General features: G+C 63.8%; 14 protein-coding genes. 4 read left to right on the plus strand and 10 right to left on the minus strand.

The features are described 5' to 3' along the window. Positions 1–117: 117 nt before the first annotated feature. From folD to PV773_RS24620, 3 genes are all read right to left on the minus strand, one after another. On the minus strand, positions 118–1,011 hold the full coding sequence (folD, locus tag PV773_RS24610) for a bifunctional methylenetetrahydrofolate dehydrogenase/methenyltetrahydrofolate cyclohydrolase FolD (protein ID WP_347968900.1): 894 nt from the start codon (positions 1,009–1,011) through the stop codon (positions 118–120). Between the two features lie 287 nt (positions 1,012–1,298). Beyond that, positions 1,299–3,011, minus strand: a complete 1,713-nt coding sequence (locus PV773_RS24615; RefSeq protein WP_347968901.1) for an APC family permease — start codon at positions 3,009–3,011, stop codon at positions 1,299–1,301. Positions 3,012–3,095: 84 nt separating this feature from the next. After that, positions 3,096–4,805, minus strand: a complete 1,710-nt coding sequence (locus PV773_RS24620) for an APC family permease (RefSeq protein ID WP_347968902.1) — start codon at positions 4,803–4,805, stop codon at positions 3,096–3,098. Between the two features lie 508 nt (positions 4,806–5,313). On the opposite strand from PV773_RS24620, the gene PV773_RS24625 reads away from it, so the two are divergent. After that, complete coding sequence (locus PV773_RS24625; RefSeq protein ID WP_347968910.1) at positions 5,314–5,967, plus strand: response regulator transcription factor; 654 nt, start codon at positions 5,314–5,316, stop codon at positions 5,965–5,967. 309 nt (positions 5,968–6,276) lie between these two features. Here the strand turns inward: PV773_RS24625 and PV773_RS24630 are convergent, their stop codons facing one another. Further along, positions 6,277–7,638 carry an NAD(P)/FAD-dependent oxidoreductase gene (locus PV773_RS24630; RefSeq protein WP_347968903.1) on the minus strand — a complete coding sequence of 454 codons (1,362 nt, stop codon included), beginning with the start codon at positions 7,636–7,638 and terminating at the stop codon, positions 6,277–6,279. A 161-nt stretch (positions 7,639–7,799) separates the two neighbouring features. Between PV773_RS24630 and PV773_RS24635 the strand changes: the two genes are divergently transcribed. Further along, positions 7,800–9,113, plus strand: coding sequence for an ABC transporter substrate-binding protein (locus tag PV773_RS24635; protein WP_347968904.1), 1,314 nt, complete (start codon positions 7,800–7,802; stop codon positions 9,111–9,113). Here the strand turns inward: PV773_RS24635 and PV773_RS24640 are convergent. Next, positions 9,096–9,821: an FCD domain-containing protein gene (locus PV773_RS24640; protein ID WP_347968905.1), complete on the minus strand. Its 726-nt coding sequence runs from the start codon at positions 9,819–9,821 to the stop codon at positions 9,096–9,098. The two genes, PV773_RS24635 and PV773_RS24640, sit on opposite strands and share 18 nt — an antisense overlap. Before the next feature lie 308 nt (positions 9,822–10,129). Between PV773_RS24640 and PV773_RS24645 the strand changes: the two genes are divergently transcribed. Together PV773_RS24645 and PV773_RS24650 are read left to right on the plus strand one after the other, a co-directional pair. Next, the gene (locus tag PV773_RS24645; protein WP_347968906.1) at positions 10,130–12,493 is read left to right on the plus strand and encodes a DUF1989 domain-containing protein; all 2,364 of its coding nucleotides are present in this window, start codon (positions 10,130–10,132) and stop codon (positions 12,491–12,493) included. A 323-nt stretch (positions 12,494–12,816) separates the two neighbouring features. After that, positions 12,817–13,521: a helix-turn-helix domain-containing protein gene (locus tag PV773_RS24650; protein WP_340036875.1), complete on the plus strand. Its 705-nt coding sequence runs from the start codon at positions 12,817–12,819 to the stop codon at positions 13,519–13,521. A 107-nt stretch (positions 13,522–13,628) separates the two neighbouring features. Here PV773_RS24650 and PV773_RS24655 read toward each other — a convergent pair whose 3' ends face one another. From PV773_RS24655 to PV773_RS24675, 5 genes are all read right to left on the minus strand, one after another. Further along, positions 13,629–14,036 (minus strand): group II truncated hemoglobin, encoded by a 408-nt coding sequence (locus PV773_RS24655; protein ID WP_347968907.1) that lies wholly within the window; start codon positions 14,034–14,036, stop codon positions 13,629–13,631. Between the two features lie 97 nt (positions 14,037–14,133). Beyond that, a complete protein-coding gene (locus tag PV773_RS24660; RefSeq protein WP_347968908.1) occupies positions 14,134–15,174 on the minus strand; it encodes a DUF3445 domain-containing protein in 1,041 nt (346 codons plus the stop codon). A gap of 28 nt (positions 15,175–15,202) precedes the next feature. Further along, positions 15,203–16,168, minus strand: a complete 966-nt coding sequence (locus PV773_RS24665) for a PDR/VanB family oxidoreductase (RefSeq protein ID WP_347968909.1) — start codon at positions 16,166–16,168, stop codon at positions 15,203–15,205. Then, a complete protein-coding gene (locus tag PV773_RS24670; RefSeq protein ID WP_347968911.1) occupies positions 16,165–16,725 on the minus strand; it encodes a dimethylamine monooxygenase subunit DmmA family protein in 561 nt (186 codons plus the stop codon). Before PV773_RS24670 ends, PV773_RS24665 begins: the two co-directional genes overlap by 4 nt. Positions 16,726–16,777: 52 nt before the next feature. Then, complete coding sequence (locus PV773_RS24675; protein WP_340036879.1) at positions 16,778–17,911, minus strand: aminomethyltransferase family protein; 1,134 nt, start codon at positions 17,909–17,911, stop codon at positions 16,778–16,780. Positions 17,912–18,257 lie beyond the last annotated feature (346 nt).

Below are 18,257 nucleotides of genomic sequence, written 5' to 3' on the forward strand. Positions count from 1 at the left end.
TCCTGGATCGGCTTCTTCTTGGCGCCGCGCGCGATCTCGATGTCGGTCTTGAATTCGGCCATGACTCTCTTCCCTTGAGTTGGTTCGATTTATTCAGGCAGCCCGAAGGCGTCCGGATCAGAAGCGCGGCGCAGACTTGCCGGCGGTGCGATAGGCGGAGGCCACGGTGTTGGCCATCAGCAGCGCGATCGTCATCGGCCCGACGCCGCCGGGCACGGGCGTGATCGCGCCGGCCTGTTCGGCAGCGCCGGCATAGTCGACGTCGCCGACCAGCTTCGACTTGCCGTTGGCGCCGCCGTCGAGGCGGTTGATGCCGACGTCGATGACGGTTGCGCCGGGCTTCACCCAGTCGCCCTTGATCATCTCCGGCCGGCCCACCGCGGCGACCAGGATGTCGGCCGTGCGGCACAGCGCCGGCAGGTCCTTGGTGCGGCTGTGGGCGACGGTGACGGTGGCGTTGGCGTTGAGCAGAAGGTTGGCCATCGGCTTGCCGACGATGTTGGAGCGGCCGACCACCACGGCGTTGAGGCCCGACAGGTCGCGGCCGATGGCGCGCTCGATGAGCAGCATGGAACCGGCTGGCGTGCAGGGCACGAAAGCGGTGTCGAGCTCGCCGGTGCCGAGCTTGCCGACATTGGTGAAGTGGAAGCCGTCGACGTCCTTGTCGGCGGAAATGGTCTGGATGATCCTGCCGGCGTCGATGTGGTCGGGCAGGGGCAACTGCACCAGGATGCCGTGGATCGCGGGGTCGGCGTTGAGCTTCTGGATAAGCGCGACAAGGTCGGACTCGGTGGTCTCGGCCGGTAGCGCGTGCTCGACCGAATGGAAGCCGCATTCCTTGGCCTTCTTGCCCTTGGACGAGACATAGACCTGGCTCGCCGGATCCTGGCCGACAATGACCACCGCGATGCCGGGGGTCACGCCGGTCGAGGCGATCAGTTCATCTGCCGCGACCCTGACCTTTGCCACCACGTCGGCGGCCACTGCCTTGCCATCGATTACCGTCGTCATGTCCGTGCAATTCCTCCCAGGCGAGCGCAGCCATCCCTACGGCACGTGCCGTCGGTTTGTAGCTTCGGATGCGACATCCGGCCAGCTATTCGCGCTGAATTTTCCCGTCTGAATCTATAGCAAGAGCGCCTCGGAGAAGTCAACCACAATGCAATAATGTTTCATAGAAAGAAATATTAGCCGGAGCGTGTGGTGTGAGCGTTCTTTCGTAGGGCTCTGAAGCTGCACCATAAAACGGCAAAGGCCGGCTTGCGCCGGCCTCCCCGCTTGAAAGTGCGGTCGTTTCCTCAGATGACGAAGAACCAGTTGGCCAGGAGCACCACGGCGACGCCCGCGACCAGGGTGAGATAGGGCAGCATGCCCGCCTTGCGCACCTTGAGATCCTCCTGCCTGATTCCCAGGTCGTCGAGCATGTGCTCGGGGAACTTGCCGCCGTCCTGGACGTAGTGGCGGTAGCAGAACACCGGGATGATGAGGGCGGCGGCGATGAAGCCGGCCCACAGCGCCCACGGGTTCCACACCTTGGCACCGGCGCCCATGAACATGGCGTTGACGTAGGAGAGCAGGGCGCCGACCGCGATCAGGATCGTCGGCGCCTTCCACGGCCGGTGGATGTGGCCGTTGTCGATGCGATGGATCCAGCCCGAGTTCAGGTTGAGGAAGTTGAAGATGATGTAGCCGCAGTTCGACACCGACAGCACGAAGAAGAAACTGGTGGCATCCGCCGCGGCGATGGCGAGCAGGAAGACGTTGAAGATCAGGTCCGTCCACATGGCGCGGGTGGGCGCGCCGTGCTCGTTGACGTGGCTGAGGTAGCGCGGCAGCCAGCCGTCGACCGAACCCTGGTAGAGGGTGCGCGACGAGCCTGCCATCGCCGTCATGATCGACAGCATCAGCGCCAGGATCATCAGCATGACCATGATCGAGGTGACGAAGCCGGCGCCGCCGACCATCCGCGCCATGGCCTCGGCGACGCCCGAGCCGTCGACGATGGGGCCGGCGAGCATGCCTTCGAGGCCGAGCACGCCCTGGAAGGTGAACGGCACCAGCGTGTAGAGCGCCAGGCACAAAAGGCCGGAGTAGAAGATCGCCCGCACGGTGTCGCGGCCGGGGTTCTTGAATTCCGAGGTGTAGCAGATGGCCGTCTCGAAGGCGTAGGCCGACCAGGCGGCGATGAACATGCCGCCGAGCACCAGCGTCCAGCCGGCGACGTCCCAGGTGCCGGGCTCCGGCGCATAGGCCGCGGCCAGCGGCACCAGCGGCGAATAGTTGGCCCAGTTGATCTGGCCGGTGAGGATCGGCACGACGCCGACGATCAGCATCGGCACGATGACGACCAGGCCGATGAACTTCTGGACGTTGGCGGTGCCGAGGATGCCGCGGTGCTGGATGGCGAAGGTCACCAGCATCAGCACGACGCCGATGAAGAACACCGAATTGAGCGAGAAGCTGACCGGGCCGAGCGTGCCGTGATAGAGCGTCCAGGTGCGGATCGCTGGCGTGGCGGCCGCCGTCAGCGCAGCGATGGCGTCGGCCGCGGCCTTGCCGGCGTTTGCCGGGTCGGCGAGCCAGGCGACGACTTCGGGCGAAGTGTCGCTGAAGCCGGGGATCGGCGCCAGCGCATTGAGGATGTAGGCGGCCGCGATCGAGCAGCCGAGCGACAGCACCGGGGTCCAGGCGAGCCAGTTGCACCACACCGACAGCGGCGCGATGAACTTGGAGTAGCGCAGCCAGGCGGTGGCGCCATAGACCGAGGCGCCGCCCGATTTCGATGGGAACAGCCCGGCGATCTCGGCATAGGTGAAGGACTGGATCAGGCCGAGGACGATCGAGGCAGTCCAGATCAGGAAGGCCGGCGTGCCGGTCGTGCCGGCGATGCCGCCGATCGAGAACAGCACCAGCGCGGGCACGCCGCTGGCGACCCAGAAGGCGCCGCGCCAGTCGATGGTTCTGTGGAGCTGGCCGTCGCCCGTGTCGCCGTGTGTGGTCGTCGTGCTCATCGTCGTTCCCCGACCTTGGCAAAAGGTCCCGTGCCTTTGGGCGCGGGACCTTCAGTCGTCGTTATCGTCGTTGGGTTCTTCGTGTCAGAGCACGAAGAACCAGTTGGATATGAGTACCACGGCCAGTCCGGCGATCAGCGTCAGATAGGGCAGGATGCCCGCCTTCTTCACGCGAAGGTCGCTCTGCTGCATGCCGAGATCCTCGAGCATGTGTTCCGGGAACTTGCCGCCGTCCTGGATGTAGTGGCGGAAGCAGAAGACCGGGATGATCAGGGCCGCGGTGAACAGGCCGGCCCACAGTGCCATCGGGTTCCACACCTTGGCGCCGGCGCCCATGAAGATGGCGTTGACATAGGCAAACAGGGCACCGACCGTGATCAGCCAGGTCGGGGCGCGCCACGGCCGCTGGATGTGGCCGTTGTCGATGCGGTGGATCCAGCCCGAGTTCAGGTTGAGGAAGTTGAAGATGATGTAGCCGCAGTTCGACACTGCGAGGATGAAGAAGAAGCTCGTCGCGTCGGTCGAGGCGATTGCCAGGACTGCAAGGTTGGCGATGAGATCGGTCCACATGGCGCGGGTCGGCGCGCCGTGCTCGTTGACGTGGCTGAGGTAGCGCGGCAGCCAGCCGTCGACCGAACCCTGGTAGAGGGTGCGCGACGAACCGGCCATGGCGGTCATGATCGCGAGCAGCAGCGCCAGGATCATCAGCATGACGAGCAGCGTCTTCACCAGTCCGCCGCCGCCGACCATGCCGGCGAGGGCGTCGGCAACGCCGGAGCCGTCGACGATCGGGGTGGCCAGCATACCGTTGAGGCCGAGCACGCCCTGGAAGGTGAAGGGCACGATCATGAACAGCAGCATGCAGAGCAGGCCGGAATAGAAGATGGCCTTGAAGGTGTCGGTTGCCGGGTTCTTGAATTCGCGGGTGTAGCAGACGGCGGTCTCGAAGCCGTAGGTCGACCACGCGGCGATGAACATGCCGCCGAGTACCAGCGTCCAGCCGGCGACGTTCCATGAGCCCGGCTCAGGCGCGTAGGCGGCGGCCAGCGGCACGAAGGGCGAATAATTGTCCCAGTTGATCTGGCCGGTCAGGATCGGAACGATGCCGACGATCAGCAACGGCACGATGACCAGCAGGCCGACTGCCTTCTGCACGGCTGCGGTGCCGAGAATGCCGCGATGCTGGATCGCGAAGGTGAGCAGCATCAACACGGCGCCGATCCAGAAGGTGGCGTTGAGCGAGAAGCCGACCGGGCCCAGCGAGTGACTGTAGAGCGTCCAGGTGCGGATGCCGGGCGTCGCGGCGGCGGTCACCGCTGCCACCGCATCGGCCGCGCTGGTGCCGACATTTGCCGCCATGTACTGCAGCACCTCCGGCGAGGTCTCGGTGAAGCCCGGAATCGGCGCCAGGGCGTTGAGGATGTAGGCTGCGGCGATCGAACAGCCGAGCGACAGCACCGGCGACCAGGCAAACCAGTTGCACCATACCGACAGCGGCGCGACGAACTTGGAATAGCGCAGCCATGCGGTCGCGCCATAGACCGAGGCGCCTCCCGACTTGTTCGGGAACAGGCCGGCGATCTCGGCATAGGTGAAGGACTGGATGAACCCCATCAGCATGGAGAAAATCCAGATCGCGAAGGCGATGTTGCCGGCGGTGCCGGCGATGCCGCCGATCGAAAACAGGACGAGGGGCGGCACGCCGCTGGCAACCCAGAAGGCGCCTCGCCAGTCGATGGTTCGATGAAGTTGGCCGGCGGTCTCCGCCGGACTGATGTCCGTTACAGCGCTCATTGTTTCAGTTCCCCATTAGCTAAAAGACTGCCCGTCGCCCACGCCGACCTCCTCGGTTTCGTGGTACGCATGTTTTTTCCGCTTAGGCTTCTTTTTTTCCTCAAGGTAAAGTTTGTCCGAATCCGAGGCGGCGTCAAGCCATTTCGTCGCACCCTGAGAGGAAAGTTCGCCGGATACCGGACCGGGTCGGAGGTTGGCCGGCCGCGGCGCATCCGACCGGACGAGTACGACCTACCCGGATGGGTGGTTTTGGCGCCCGGCCGCCATTCGCCGGCTCAAGATCGGCAACCGCGTCGAAATGACTGATTGCACTGGAAGGAAAAAATCATTCATGTTATGAATTGCGCAATCGCTAATCAGCGTCGCCATGGAGGATGGCGAAGGTCGCGCAGGGGCAGGAACCCGGCCGGCAACGCACGTAGAGTAGGGAAGAGGTGGGCGCAGAAGCATAGGCGGGAGGAACATGAACGCCGAATGGAAAGGTCAGCGCCAAGGCATCGGGATTGAGGTGGTGTCCGTGGCCGGAGAAAACAGGTTCAAGGTCTTGATCGCCGAGCGCAATCCGCTGGTGATCGCCGCGCTTGGAGACATGCTGTCGCGCGACAGCCGGTTCGAGCTGGTCGAAAGCGTCCAGACGGGCAAGGCCTTCATCGAGGCGGCATCGGCGTCGCAGCCGGCCTTCGACATTGCCGTGCTCGGCTGGAAGCTGTCCGACATGGACAGCGGCGAGGTGCTGGCCGAGATGCAGCGGCGCGCGCTGCATGCGCGCGTCGTCATCTTCTCCAACGACCATGACGTCGCCATCCTCAAGCAGTGCGTGCGGCTCGGCGTGCAGGGCTTCTGCTATCAGTTCGACGACCCGGCGATCCTGTTCGACACGCTGGTGGCGGTCGCGCACGGCCGCATCTGCATTCCCTACATGGACGTGTCGAAGATCAACGACACGCCGCTGTCGAGGCTGACGACGCGCGAGCGCGAGCTGCTATCGGTCCTCGCCGACGGCTGGACCAATTTGCAGATCGCGGCGCGCACCGGGATCTCGGAGAACACGGTCAAGTACCATCTCAAGAATCTCTACGACAAGCTCGACGTCCGCAACCGTGCCATGGCGGTCGCGCTCTATGCCAGCGAGAAGAACCGCGGGCCGAGCCTGAGTTCCTAGAAGACGGGACGGGTTGCCTACGGGGCAACTCGTCGGGTCGCGAGGTCCAAGGTCTGACCTCGCACGTTTCGCACTTCGCGTCCTTCGTCCCCCTCGCCGGCACGGCGAAGCCGTGACGGTGAGGGGGGCTTTCGCGCGCGGCGTGGTTGTTTGCCATCCCGGCATCAAGATGCAGCCCGTCGTTCGACGAAACGGCACCCGCAGCGCCATGGGCGAGCGCTTCGTCGCTCCAGCGGATAGGCCTCAAAAAGCAAAATGCCGCCCCGGTGGGGCGGCATCTGATGTCGGGCAGGCAGACGGACCGCGACCTTACTCGGCAGCCTCTGCGGTGCGCAGGTAGGATTCCAGCGAGTCGTCGAGCGCATCCTTCCACGGCGTATGGTGCGCCGGCGCCATGGTGCCGGTGATGACCGAGCGGTAGGAGTGGTTGCGGAACTCCATGATGCCCTTCTTCTTGTGTTCCTTCCACTCGAAGAAGGCCGCGTTGGCGCCATCCACGTCGAAGCTCGGATAGTCGGTCTCGGCGATCAGTTCCTTGACGTACTCGCCCTGGTACTCGATCGCGTCATGCGAGTCCTTGCCGGCATCCTCGCGGGCAACGCGGTCCTCGACGTCGGCGATCATCTCCTGCTTGTCGGCAGGCAGCTTGATGCGGCCGAGGATGACGTCGCGCGCCCACCACGCCTGGGCGTCGAACATGTTGAAGGTGAACCACTGGTCCTGCATGCCGACATAGAACAGCGCCGGATTGTGGACATAGGCGACGCCCTTGTAGAGGTCGGCGGTCGCCAGCCGGTTGGCGGTCCTCAGGCGCAGGTCGTCCGGCAGGAACGGGAAGTGATGCTTGTAGCCGGTGCACAGGATGATCGCGTCGATGCGCTTGGTCGACCCGTCCTTGAAGGTGGCGGTGTTGACCTCGACCTTCTCCAGCAGCGGCCGCTCTTCCCAGTTGTCGGGCCATTTGAAGCCCATAGGTGCTGTGCGATAGCAGTTGGTGATCGACTTCGCGCCGTACTTCCAGCACTGCGAGCCGATGTCCTCGGCCGAATAGCTGGTGCCGACGATAAGGATGTCCTTGCCGATGAACTCGCGGGCGTCGCGGAAGTCGTGGGCGTGGAGGATGCGGCCGTTGAAGCGGTCGAAGCCGGGGAACTCGGGGACGTTCGGGGTCGAGAAGTGGCCCGAGGCGACGATGACGTTGTCGAATTCCTCGGAATAGCAGTGATCCTTCGGCAGGTCCTGCACCGTGACGGTGAATTTCCTGGTCTGTTCGTTCCAGGTCACCATGCGCACGACCGTCTCGAAGCGGATCCATTTGCGCACGCCGGCCTTCTTCACCCGGCCCTCGATGTAGTCGAAGAGGACCGCGCGCGGCGGATAGGAGGCGATCTGCTTGCCGAAATGCTCCTCGAAGGAATAATCGGCGAACTCCAGGCCCTCCTTGGGGCCGTTCGACCACAGATAGCGGTACATCGAACCGTGGACGGGCTCACCGTACTGGTCGAGGCCCGTGCGCCAGGTGTAGTTCCAAAGGCCGCCCCAGTTGGCCTGCTTCTCGAAGCAGACGATTTCCGGGATGTCCGCACCCTTCTCGGCGGCCGATTGAAATGCCCTCAGCTGCGCCAGACCCGACGGTCCGGCTCCGATTACGGCGACACGCTTGGCTGTCATGGTTTCCTCCTTTTTGGTATAGACCAAATTTGATTATTGGTTCCTCTGGTCCAGTTCATGGTGCCTGCCGATATACCAATTTGTCAACCGAGTTTCCTGTGAGGAAGAAAAATTTCGCGTGATCAGGATGGAGCTCCCGGCTTTTGGTGGTATCTAAAAACATGCAGAATTCCAGCTTTGCCCATCAACTCGCGGTTTCCAGTCTCCTGCCCCGGCTGTCCGTCGGCATGCCGAATGCGGTGAAGATCGGCTTCCTGGCCCCGCTTAGCGGTCAGGCGGAATCATGGGGCCTGCCCGGCTTGCACGGCTGCCGGATCTGGGAGGACTGGCTGAACAAGACCGGCGGGCTGCTGATCAACGGGCGCCGCTATCCGATAAAGATCGTCGAACATGATTGCGACTACGATGCCGGGCGGGCCGCCGAGGGCGCGCGCCATCTGATAGAGCAGCATGACGTCAAGCTCTTGATGATGCTGGGCGGAGATACGATGGCGCAGATACGGGACTACCTGGCCGAGCGCAAAGTCCTCACCTCGACCCTTTTGCCAAGCGACCTGTCGCCGGATACGCCTTACCTGATCGCGCCCAGCGAAACGCATCCGATCTACAACGTGACCGGGGTGGACTGGCTGGCGCATGCAAGGCCTGAGCTGCGGACCGTGGCGATCTGCAGCCAGACCGATGCGCTCGGCCTTCCTTCGCTTGCGACCTACCGCGCGGCCTTCAAGGCTGCCAATGTCGGGATTGCCAAGGAAATCCAGTATGATCCAGACACGACCGATGCTGCCGCGATCGTGCAGCCGATGCTGGATTCGAACGCCGATATCCTATGCTGGTGCACCAGCTATACGCCGATGGTCCATGCCATGACCGAATATGCCCATGCGCAGGGCTTCAAGGGCCAGATCATATCCTGCACGCTGGACTACTACGACCAGCTCGTGGCCCGCACGTCCGTCGGATTCATGGAGGGGTTCGTCTTCCAGTTTCCGGATTTCGATGACGAAAAGCTGACGGACAAGACGTTTTTCTTCAACCAGCCGAAGGGCTTCTTCGACGAATACAACCACCGCTTCCCCGGCACCTGGACCGCGGTGAGCTGGGAATATGTCGCGATCCTGGATATCTGGCATGCGGCGGTCGAAAAGTGCAACAGCGTCAATTCTCCATCCGTGCTGGCGGCAATGAAGCAGCTTGGGCACGTCACCCACGCGTTCGGCCCGGCGCATTGGTGGGGCGAGAGCATGTTCGGGATCGACAACGCGCTGGTCGGAGACTGGCCGGTGGTGACGCTGAAGAACGGCAAGGCGAAGATTGCCGCCTTCGGCTCGATCCCGCGCTGGCTGAAACGCCACGGCGGCCTGCTCAAGCAGGAAATGTCGGCTCTGGGGCAGCTCTGGGAACAGCGCCTGCGATCGAGCGGGAACGGAACCGCGCTGCAGGGGCGGACGCCGGAATCACTCCTGCAGAAATAGCTTCTGCTCCTCGATCAGGTGCAGCTTGATGAACTCGACGGCGCGCTCCACGTCGCGAGAGGCAATCGCATTGAACAGCGCATTGTAGCGCTGCTGGTATTCGAGGATCCGCTTCGGCGAGAGGTGCCGGCGGAGCAGGGTGGTGCGAAAGCTCACCCGGCAGGCCTCGATCGTCAGATTGTAGCAGGACGCCAGCAGCGGATTGTGCGTTCCCTCGGCGATCTTGCGGTAGATTTCCTCTTCGCATTTCACGAAAGCGGCAACGTCGGTATGGACGTTTTCGATCTTGGACATGAGTTGTTCGAGGTCCCACACCTCGCGGGGCGTCATGTTGATGACGGCGAGGCGGACCATTTCGGGCTCGAGGATGCCGCGCACCACCAGGTGGTCCAATGGGCTGGTCTCCATTGCCACCGAGCTGTCTCCCCGCTCCGGCACGTCTTCCGAGCGATAGGTCACGAAACTGCCGCTGCCGGGACGCCGTTTGATGACCTTGCGGGTTTCCAGCACGTCCAGCGCCTCGCGCACCGTGTTGCGGGCTACCCCCATCTCCGAAGCCAGCGCCCGTTCCGACGGAAGGCGCGCATTCAGCGGATATTCCTCTGAACTTATCTTCGCAAACAACCGATCCAGAACGGTTTGCACCGTCGCTCCCACCGAGTAGGTCGCGATGACTTGAGGTGTGAGCTGGTCGGTCTTGACCTTCATTTCACGGCCTTGCATGTCAGTTCTGCCTCATGGCCACGAGACGAATCCTACCGCAGCACAGTCTAAGTTCGAAATGTTTGTCGAAGCCGGTTCACTAACACGGTGGCGCGGGTAGGGGCAATCGCCCGGTGGGTTGGGGGCGGGGCTTCAGTTGATCCCGAACCACGCCCGGAAAGCTGCCCGGCGGACGGTCACCTTGCCTCATTTTCCGGCATCGCGGCGAAACGAAGCCTTGCGAGGACGGCAAAATCAGGTATTCTCTAGATTGAAATATTTTTACACACAGGCAAATTTCTGACGAGGTGGTAATGACGATCGCAGACTACCCCGCCGTGACGATGGGGCCGCCGAAGCCCAGTCTCATCCTGCAGCCCGGTCTGCTCATGCCCGGCATGGAGCGCTATCACGTGCCGGGCGCGGGGGCGGCGCTGTTCGAAATCGAGGCCGGCGACCGCATCACCATCCGCAACCTCGAGGGCGGCCAGCCCTGCGAGCTCGTCGCCGTCGATGCCGCGGGCCGCGCCGATTCCGGCATCCTGGGTGCGCGCACCAACAGCGACGCGTCCGGTCTCAAGGACTTGCTCGCCAATGGCGACGACAGCCTGCAGAAGTTCCGCCTCGGGCTAGCCCGTCGCAAGCTCGACCTCGGCCGCGCCGAGGCGGTGCGCTTCTTCGACGCCACGACGCCGGCCGGCAAGGAAGAGAGCTTCGTCGCCAGCCGCGACGGCACGCTGGTGGTTGCCGCGCCCGGCGGTCCGATGGCGGTCGACGGCCACGACACCTCGACGCCGCTGGTGGTCATGGTCAAGCGGGCGACCGTCCGCAAGGCCGGCAGGTCCGATCTGCCCGACCCGCTCGCCGACCCGGTGCTCGACCTCAGGATCAAGTCGCGCACGGCGGAGAGCTATTTCGTCAAGGCCGGCGACTACATCCAGGTCATCGACGTCGACGGCCGCCAGTGCACCGACTTCCAGTGCTTCTCGGCGCGCAAGCTCGACAAGGGCCGCGACCTCGCGCTCGACGTCACCGCCACCCGCTCGCTGATGGGCCACGCCTATCCGATGCCGGGCCTGCACGCCAAATATTACGACCAGGACTTCGAGCCGCTGGTCGAGGTCATCCAGGACACCTGCGGCCGCCACGACGCCTTCGCGCTCGCCTGCTACGCCAAATATTACGACGACATCGGCTATCCAGGGCACATCAACTGCTCGGAGAACTTCAATGGCGCGCTCGCCGACAGGGGGGTGACGCCGCGCGCGGGCTGGATGGCGGCGAACTTCTTCTTCAATACCGGCATCGACGCCCATGGCGTGATGTATTCCGACGAACCCTGGTCGCGGCCGGGCGACTACGTGCTCTTGAGGGCGCTGACCGACATCGTCTGCGTGTCGTCGGCCTGCCCCGACGACACGACGCCGTCCAACGGCTGGAACCTCACCGACATCCACGTCCGGACCTATTCCGGGCAGAACAAATTCTCGCGAGCGGTAGCTAGACGAATGACCCCTGACGCCGAACCCAAGATGACCCGTGAGACCGCCTTCCACTCGAGCTTCGCCAAGCACACGCGCAACTTCATCGAGTACAAGGGCTATTGGCTACCGAACGAGTTCGCCAAGGAAGGCCCGATCGAGGAGTACTGGGCCTGCCGCGAGAAGGCGGTGGTGATGGACCTCTCCGCCCTGCGCAAGTTCGAGGTCACCGGCCCCGATTCCGAAGCCCTGATGCAGTATACGCTGACCCGCGACGTCAAGAAGCTCGGCGTCGGCCAGGTCGTCTACACCGCCATGTGCTACGAGCACGGCGGCATGGTCGACGACGGCACGCTACTGCGCCTCGGCAAGGACAATTTCCGCTGGATCTGCGGCGACGACTATTCCGGCGTGTGGCTGCGCGAGGTTGCCGAGAAGCTCGGCCTCAAGGTGCTCGTCCGCTCCTCGACCGACCAGATGCACAACATCGCCGTCCAGGGTCCGAACAGCCGCGACATCCTCAAGCAGATCGTCTGGACGCCACCGCACCAGCCGTCGCTGTCCGAACTCGAGTGGTTCCGCTTCACCATTGGCCGCATCGGCGATGCGCAGGGCGTGCCGATCGTGGTGTCGCGCACCGGCTACACCGGCGAACTCGGCTACGAGGTGTGGTGCCATCCGCGCGATGCCGAGAAGGTCTTCGATGCCGTGTGGGAGGCGGGCCAGCCGCACGGGCTGAAGCCGATGGGCTTCGCCGCGCTCGACATGGTGCGCATCGAGGCCGGCCTGATCTTCGCCAACTACGAGTTCTCGGACCAGACCGATCCGTTCGAGGCCGGCATCGGCTTCACCGTGCCGCTGAAGACCAAGACCGACGACTTCATCGGCCGCGAGGCGCTGATCCGTCGCAAGGAGCATCCGATTCACAAGCTGGTCGGGCTCGACATCGACGGCAACGTCGCGGTCGGCCACGGCGACTGCGTCCATATCGGTCGCGCCCAGATCGGCGTCGTTACCTCGTCGATGCGCTCGCCCATCCTGAAGAAGAACATCGCGCTCGCCCGCGTCGACGCCACGCACGCCAATGTCGGCACCGAGGTGGAGATCGGCAAGCTCGACGGCCACCAGAAGCGCCTGCCGGCGCGCGTCGTGCCTTTCGCCCACTACGATCCGCAAAAGACGAGGCCGAGGTCGTAAGGGCGGGGATCGCGGCCGGCAGCGGCCAGCGGAAGTGCTGAGATGGAGGGAGGTCGGTGCGAACGGAAAAGGGCCGAGCGCACCGACCCTCGACCTTTTGCTTCTGGTCGCGGAAGGGAATGTCTGGGACGATTGCCCCTGGCGAAGCATTACCCCTGGCGCAGCCGGCGTCCGGATGAAATCATGCCTCGCGATGCCGATGCGGCAAGAATCGGTACTGGCGGCCCAAGGTTCCATCTTCGTGGAACTTGTAAGCAAGAGGAAAGAAAATTACCTGACGTGCACTTTTGGCCTTATGAATCGCCGAATGGGGAATATTTGACGTGAAAGAAGACCAGTCTGTTGCCACGCTACTCGATGGCAAGCGAGCGGCCGTCGTCACCAACAAGGGGCGGCCGGCGCCGCTCAAGCAAGATCCGCATGCCATTCGCGACACGCCCGAGAAGGTATTGGAGGTGGCGCTCGGCCACGAGGTGCGTGCCTTCCGCAAGAAGCTCGGCATCACCGTCGCCGACCTCGCCGCCATGACCAACATCTCGCTCGGCATGCTGTCCAAGATCGAGAACGGCATCACCTCGCCGTCGCTGACGACGCTGCAGGCCCTGTCGCGGGCGCTGGGCGTGCCGCTCACCGCGTTCTTCCGCCGCTTCGAAGAGGAGCGCAACGCCGTTTTCGTCAAGGCGGGCGAGGGGGTCGACGTCGAACGGCGCGGCACGCGTGCCGGCCACCAGTACAACCTGCTCGGCCATATCGGCTCCAACACCGCCGGCGTGACCGTCGAGCCCTACCTGATCACGCTCTCGGAGGATTCAGACGTCTTTCCGATGTTCCAGCACGAGGGCATGGAGTTCCTCTACATGCTGGAAGGCGAGGTGGTTTACCGCCACGGCAACAACCTCTACCGCATGACACCCGGGGACAGTCTGTTCTTCGACGCCGACGCGCCGCACGGGCCGGAGGAGCTGACCACGCTGCCGATCAAGTATCTGTCGATCATCTCCTATCCGCAGGGCAGCAGCGGCGATTAGGCGTCCCGCCATCCTGGGCGGGTCTGCGGTGCCAATCGGCTATGCCTTGAGGAAACGCGTCGAACGCCGGCGGTCGAGCGGCGGCATCGGAACCGGCGAAAGCAGGTTCAGTCGCGGTTGCGGGCCGTCTCGGCGGCGAAGCCGAAATGGCGCATGACCATGTCGCGCCAGTTTTCCGGGATGTCGGCCTTTTCTACCGCGCGGCGCATGCATTTCAGCCAGAGGTCGCGCTCTTCCGGGCCGATCTCGACATGCTCGTGGATTTCCTTGAGCCTGGAATGGCCGTGCTTCTGCACGTAGTAGCTCGGCCCGCCGAAGAAGCCGCAGAGATAGTTGAACTGTTCCTCGCGCGAATGGGCGACGCCGTGCCCGCGCAGGTGCAGGCGGTGCAGAAGTTCGGCGTCCCCATCCTGCTCGACGATGTCGTAGAAGGTCTCGACCAGGCGGCGGATCGCCTCCTCGCCGCCGAGCTCGGAAAACAGCGATCGCCTTGCGGGTTGCAGCGGCTCGTTCATCGTCACCTCCGACCAGATGCGGCCGCGTACGGCTTTGCCTGTAAAGATAGGGGCGGTCCCCGCTTTTGCCGGGACCGCCCCTGGTATCGTCGGCCGATCAGTCCGGGCTGAAGCCGGGCGAGGTCGGGGCGCCGTCGTCGTACTTGGACAGCCACTCGACGACCGTCGGGCGGTAGCGGGTCAGGCCCTTGTAGTCGGCAAGTTCGTTCGGCAGGTCGCGCAGCACGCGGTGGAAGCGGCGTGCCCATTTCGGCTGCGCCACCAGTTCCTCCATCTTGATCAGATAGCAGCGGATCGGGAATACCAGCGCATTGGAACGCGGCAGCCGCCAGAAGCTCTGCAGCTCGACGCGCAGGTGGACCTTCTCGCCGACATTCTCGGGCGTGACCGTCAGACGGTCGGAGCCCCATTTGTGGAAGTTCTCCGGGCTGGTGTCGAGCCGCGGATTGATGGTCATGGTCCAGTTCAGGCGACGCGCCGGCTGGCCCTGCTGGACGTTGGTGAGGAACTTCAGCGCGCGGGTGAAAATGCCCTTCTCGTGCGCCAGCGGCACCGGCGCGTGCCACTCGAAGAAGTTCATGCCGATGTCGAAGTCGAGCGACCAGTCGGCCTGGGTGGTGACCATGCCGGCATCCATCCACAGATTGCCCTCGCGCTGGTCGAGGACTGCGAAGTCCCCCTGGCTCTGGCGGGTGATGTATTCCATCGGCCCGTAGGGCAGGGTGGAGAGATCGCCGAAGGTGAAGGTATCGTCGATGCCGAGCGGCCGGTTGATCCAGCGCCAGCGATCGCCTTCCCGCGTCAGCTCGAAATGTTCGGGATAGCTCTTGGCCTTCTCGGTCATCAGCAGTTCGAGAAGATCCCAGCCTGCGAGCGTCATGTGCGGCAGCGACTGGCAGCGCAGCGGATCCTCCGCCAGCACCTTGGCGCGATCCTGCATCTCCGAGATGTAGTGCTCGTCGACGTCGATGAGATGCTCGAACACCGAGTTCTTCGGTCCGGGCACGTGCGGCTCGATGTTCACCGCATACATGTAGGAGTCTTCGTTGAACGGGAACGGAAACCGCCTGACCTGCTCGGGACTGTTCCTGAAGGTGAAGTCGTCGCGGAACGTCTCTTTCCTGAAATTGATACCCATGAAATCCTCCCAATTCCGGGGCCGGTTGTCAGCGTTCGAGAACCAGTGATCTTCCCTCGAACCGCGACACGCACGGCATGATCTTCTTGCCCGAGCAGTGTTCCTCCTCGCTCAGCCAATGGTCGTTGTGCTTGAACGTGCCGTCATAGGAGACGACGTTCGTTTCGCACTGGCCGCAGACGCCGCCGCGGCACAGATAGGGCGGGTCGATGCCCGCGGCTTCCAGGGCCTCGAGCAGGCTCTGCTGCTCACCGACGCGGATCTCCTTCTTGGACACGGCCAGCGTGACGTCGAAGGGCTTGCCCGGCTGCGGCGCGGCGAAATGCTCGTAATGCACGGTCCCTTCCGGCCAGCCGTGCTGGGCGGCGGTTTCCCGCACCCAGTTGATCATGCCCGCGGGGCCGCAGACATAGATATGCGTGCCGAGCGGCTGGGTGGCGAGCAGGCGGTCGAGCGGGATACGCTCGTTGCGGTCGTCGTAGTAGAGGTGCACGCGGTTGCCGTAGCGCTCGCGCAACGCCTCCGTGTAGCTGCCCAGCGCCTCGGTGCGGCAGGTGTAGTGCAGCTCGAAATTGCTGCCCGAGGCGGCGAGCTGCGCGGTCTGCGCCAGGAAGGGCGTGATGCCGATGCCGCCGGCGATCATCAGATGCTTCTTGGCGCGCAGATCCAGCGAGAACAGGTTCACCGGATAGCTGATCACCATCTCCATGCCGCGCTTGACGCGATTGTGCATGAACAGCGAGCCGCCCCGGCCGGAGTCGTCGCGGCGCACACTGATGGTGTAGTCGCGCGTGTTGAGCGGCGAACTCATCAGCGAGTAGGGGTTGAGCCTGGTCTTGTCGGCGTCGCGCATCTCGACGACGACATGGGCGCCGCCCGAAAAGGTCGGCAGGTCTTCGCCGTCGGTGCGCTCGAAATGGAAGCGCTTGACCAGTTCGTTGACCGCGACGACGTCGGTCACGGTGACGTTCAGTTTGGTTGTTCCCGCGCTCACCGGAAAATCTCCTCCTTGTGAGGGACCTCGGTCGGGTCCTCCGCGTTGATGCAGACGCCCTGGAATGCAGCGATGCGGCGCGAATAGTGGTCGCGCACCAGCAGCAGCAGCCCGCAGTGCGAACAGGTCACCGGCTGGGTGGTCACCTCCTCGGTGATCCCCTTGCAATGCACGCACTGCACGCGCCTTGCGAGCGAGCCGCGCTGCTCAGTCTGGATCGAGGCATGGTCGATGCCCGCCTCGGTCGCGGCCAGCATGGCCTGGCCGATCAGGCCTTCGGTGCCGGCGAGGTACATACGCAGGCCCATATGGGCGTTGGCGAGGGTCCATTTCAGTCGCGGCAACGCTGCCGCGAATGACGGACCCTCATAATACTGGGCCGGCTTGAGCGCCTTCAGGCTGTCCTGGAAGCGGTTTCCGGTCCGGCCCGGTATGAAGATGACATGGGCACTGGCGAAGAACCCTTCGGGCGCCTGCCTCGCCAGGTCCAGTATCGCGGACGCCCCTTCGGCGTCCGCTATGAGAAGGTGGCTGCTGCCGGCCTGCGGGGACAACATTCCGTAGACCGGGCGACTGAGGATCGTCTTCACCGGTGCACTGTCCAAGGTCTCAGCCCTTCGCCGTGCGCTTCAGCTTCTTCGGATCGTCGAACGGCAGCGACTGGGCGGTCGCCTTGACCGTGCCGCTGGCATTGCGGATCTCCAGCGGCGTGCCGACGATCGCGCAGTCGACGTCGAGGCGGGCGATGCCCATCGACTTCTTCACGAGCGGCGAATACATGGCGCAGGTTACCACACCGACCTTCTTGCCGTCGCGCCAGATCTCGGCGCCTTCATCGGCCGCCTTGTCGCTGTCGAGCAGCACGCCGAAGATCTTGAAGCGTTCCTTGCCCTTGAGGCGGTAGTGCTCCTCGGCGCCGCGGAAGCCGGTCTTGCCGGGGCTGACGGTGAAGTCGAGGCCGAGTTCCCACAGCGTGTCGCCGGGGCCTTCGTTGGCGAAGGGGTACTTCTGCGAGTTGTCGTAGGGGTAGAAGAGCAGGTAGCTCTCGACGCGCAGCATGTCGAGGGTGGTGAAGCGCGTCGGGATGATGCCCATCGGCTTGCCTTCCTCGACGATGGTGTCCCAGATCTTGCCCGCGTCCTGGCCGCGGCAGAAGATCTCGTAGCCGCGCTCGCCGGTGTAGCCGGTGCGCGAGATCATCACCGGCAGGCCGAAAAGCTGGGTCTGCATGTGGTGAAAGTAGTTGAGGTCGCGGATGCCCGGCACGTGCTTGGCGAGGTAGTCGACGGCGAGCGGGCCCTGCAGCGAAAGATCATGCAGGTTGTCGTCGAAGCGGACCGAGACGTCGCGGCCGATCGAGGCGCGGGTCAGTTCCTCATGGCCCGATCCCGAGCCGTGCACGACCATCCAGGAATTGGTCGAGATGCGGTAGATGACGCAGTCGTCGGTGAACTTGCCGGCATCGTTGAGCATGCAGGCGTAGACGGACTTGCCGGGATAGATCTTCTCGACGTCGCGCGTGGTGCAGAGATCGATGACATGCGAGGCATGGGCGCCGGTGATGTGGACCTTCTTGAGGCCCGAAACGTCCATCAGGCCGGCCTTGGTGCGGATCGCGACATATTCCTCGTTCGCGTCCTTGTCATAGGACCAGGCCGTGCCCATGCCGCTCCAGTCTTCGAGTTTGGAACCGAGCGCGCGGTGACGGTCGGCCAGTGTCGAAAAACGCCAGGAAGCTGTCATTTGATAAATCTCCTCCACTCTGTCCATTCCGCCCCGGGAACGGCGACCTCGCCGTTGGGGCGTTGTGTCGGAGACATATTGACTCGAAATCTGCCGGAAGGGCAATATCCAAGTGCAAGAAATTTTACTGATAGGCAACTTTTGGATGAGGCCGTCAGGCCGGACACCCGTGCGCGGAATTGCGCGCGCCTGAAATTCGCCGGTCCCCGGAAACGACGAGGCCCGGCAAGATTGCCGGGCCTCGGGTGTTCGCGACGCTTGGACTTGGCTCTCAGAACAGGCCTTCGATCTGGCCCTGTTCGTTGAGGAAGATCTTCTCCGAGGACGGCACCTTGGGCAGGCCCGG

Source organism: Mesorhizobium sp. CC13 (assembly GCF_039907765.1).
Classification (GTDB): Bacteria; Pseudomonadota; Alphaproteobacteria; order Rhizobiales; family Rhizobiaceae; genus Aminobacter.

Bases quoted from the DNA above. Each gene is read 5' to 3' on its own strand.
- folD (WP_347968900.1), bottom strand. From the start codon at position 1,011: ATGACGACGGTAATCGATGGCAAGGCAGTGGCCGCCGACGTGGTGGCA.
- PV773_RS24615 (WP_347968901.1), bottom strand. From the start codon at position 3,011: ATGAGCACGACGACCACACACGGCGACACGGGCGACGGCCAGCTCCAC.
- PV773_RS24620 (WP_347968902.1), bottom strand. From the start codon at position 4,805: ATGAGCGCTGTAACGGACATCAGTCCGGCGGAGACCGCCGGCCAACTT.
- PV773_RS24630 (WP_347968903.1), bottom strand. From the start codon at position 7,638: ATGACAGCCAAGCGTGTCGCCGTAATCGGAGCCGGACCGTCGGGTCTG.
- PV773_RS24635 (WP_347968904.1), top strand. From the start codon at position 7,800: ATGCAGAATTCCAGCTTTGCCCATCAACTCGCGGTTTCCAGTCTCCTG.
- PV773_RS24640 (WP_347968905.1), bottom strand. From the start codon at position 9,821: ATGAAGGTCAAGACCGACCAGCTCACACCTCAAGTCATCGCGACCTAC.
- PV773_RS24645 (WP_347968906.1), top strand. From the start codon at position 10,130: ATGACGATCGCAGACTACCCCGCCGTGACGATGGGGCCGCCGAAGCCC.
- PV773_RS24655 (WP_347968907.1), bottom strand. From the start codon at position 14,036: ATGAACGAGCCGCTGCAACCCGCAAGGCGATCGCTGTTTTCCGAGCTC.
- PV773_RS24660 (WP_347968908.1), bottom strand. From the start codon at position 15,174: ATGGGTATCAATTTCAGGAAAGAGACGTTCCGCGACGACTTCACCTTC.
- PV773_RS24670 (WP_347968911.1), bottom strand. From the start codon at position 16,725: ATGTTGTCCCCGCAGGCCGGCAGCAGCCACCTTCTCATAGCGGACGCC.
- PV773_RS24675 (WP_340036879.1), bottom strand. From the start codon at position 17,911: ATGACAGCTTCCTGGCGTTTTTCGACACTGGCCGACCGTCACCGCGCG.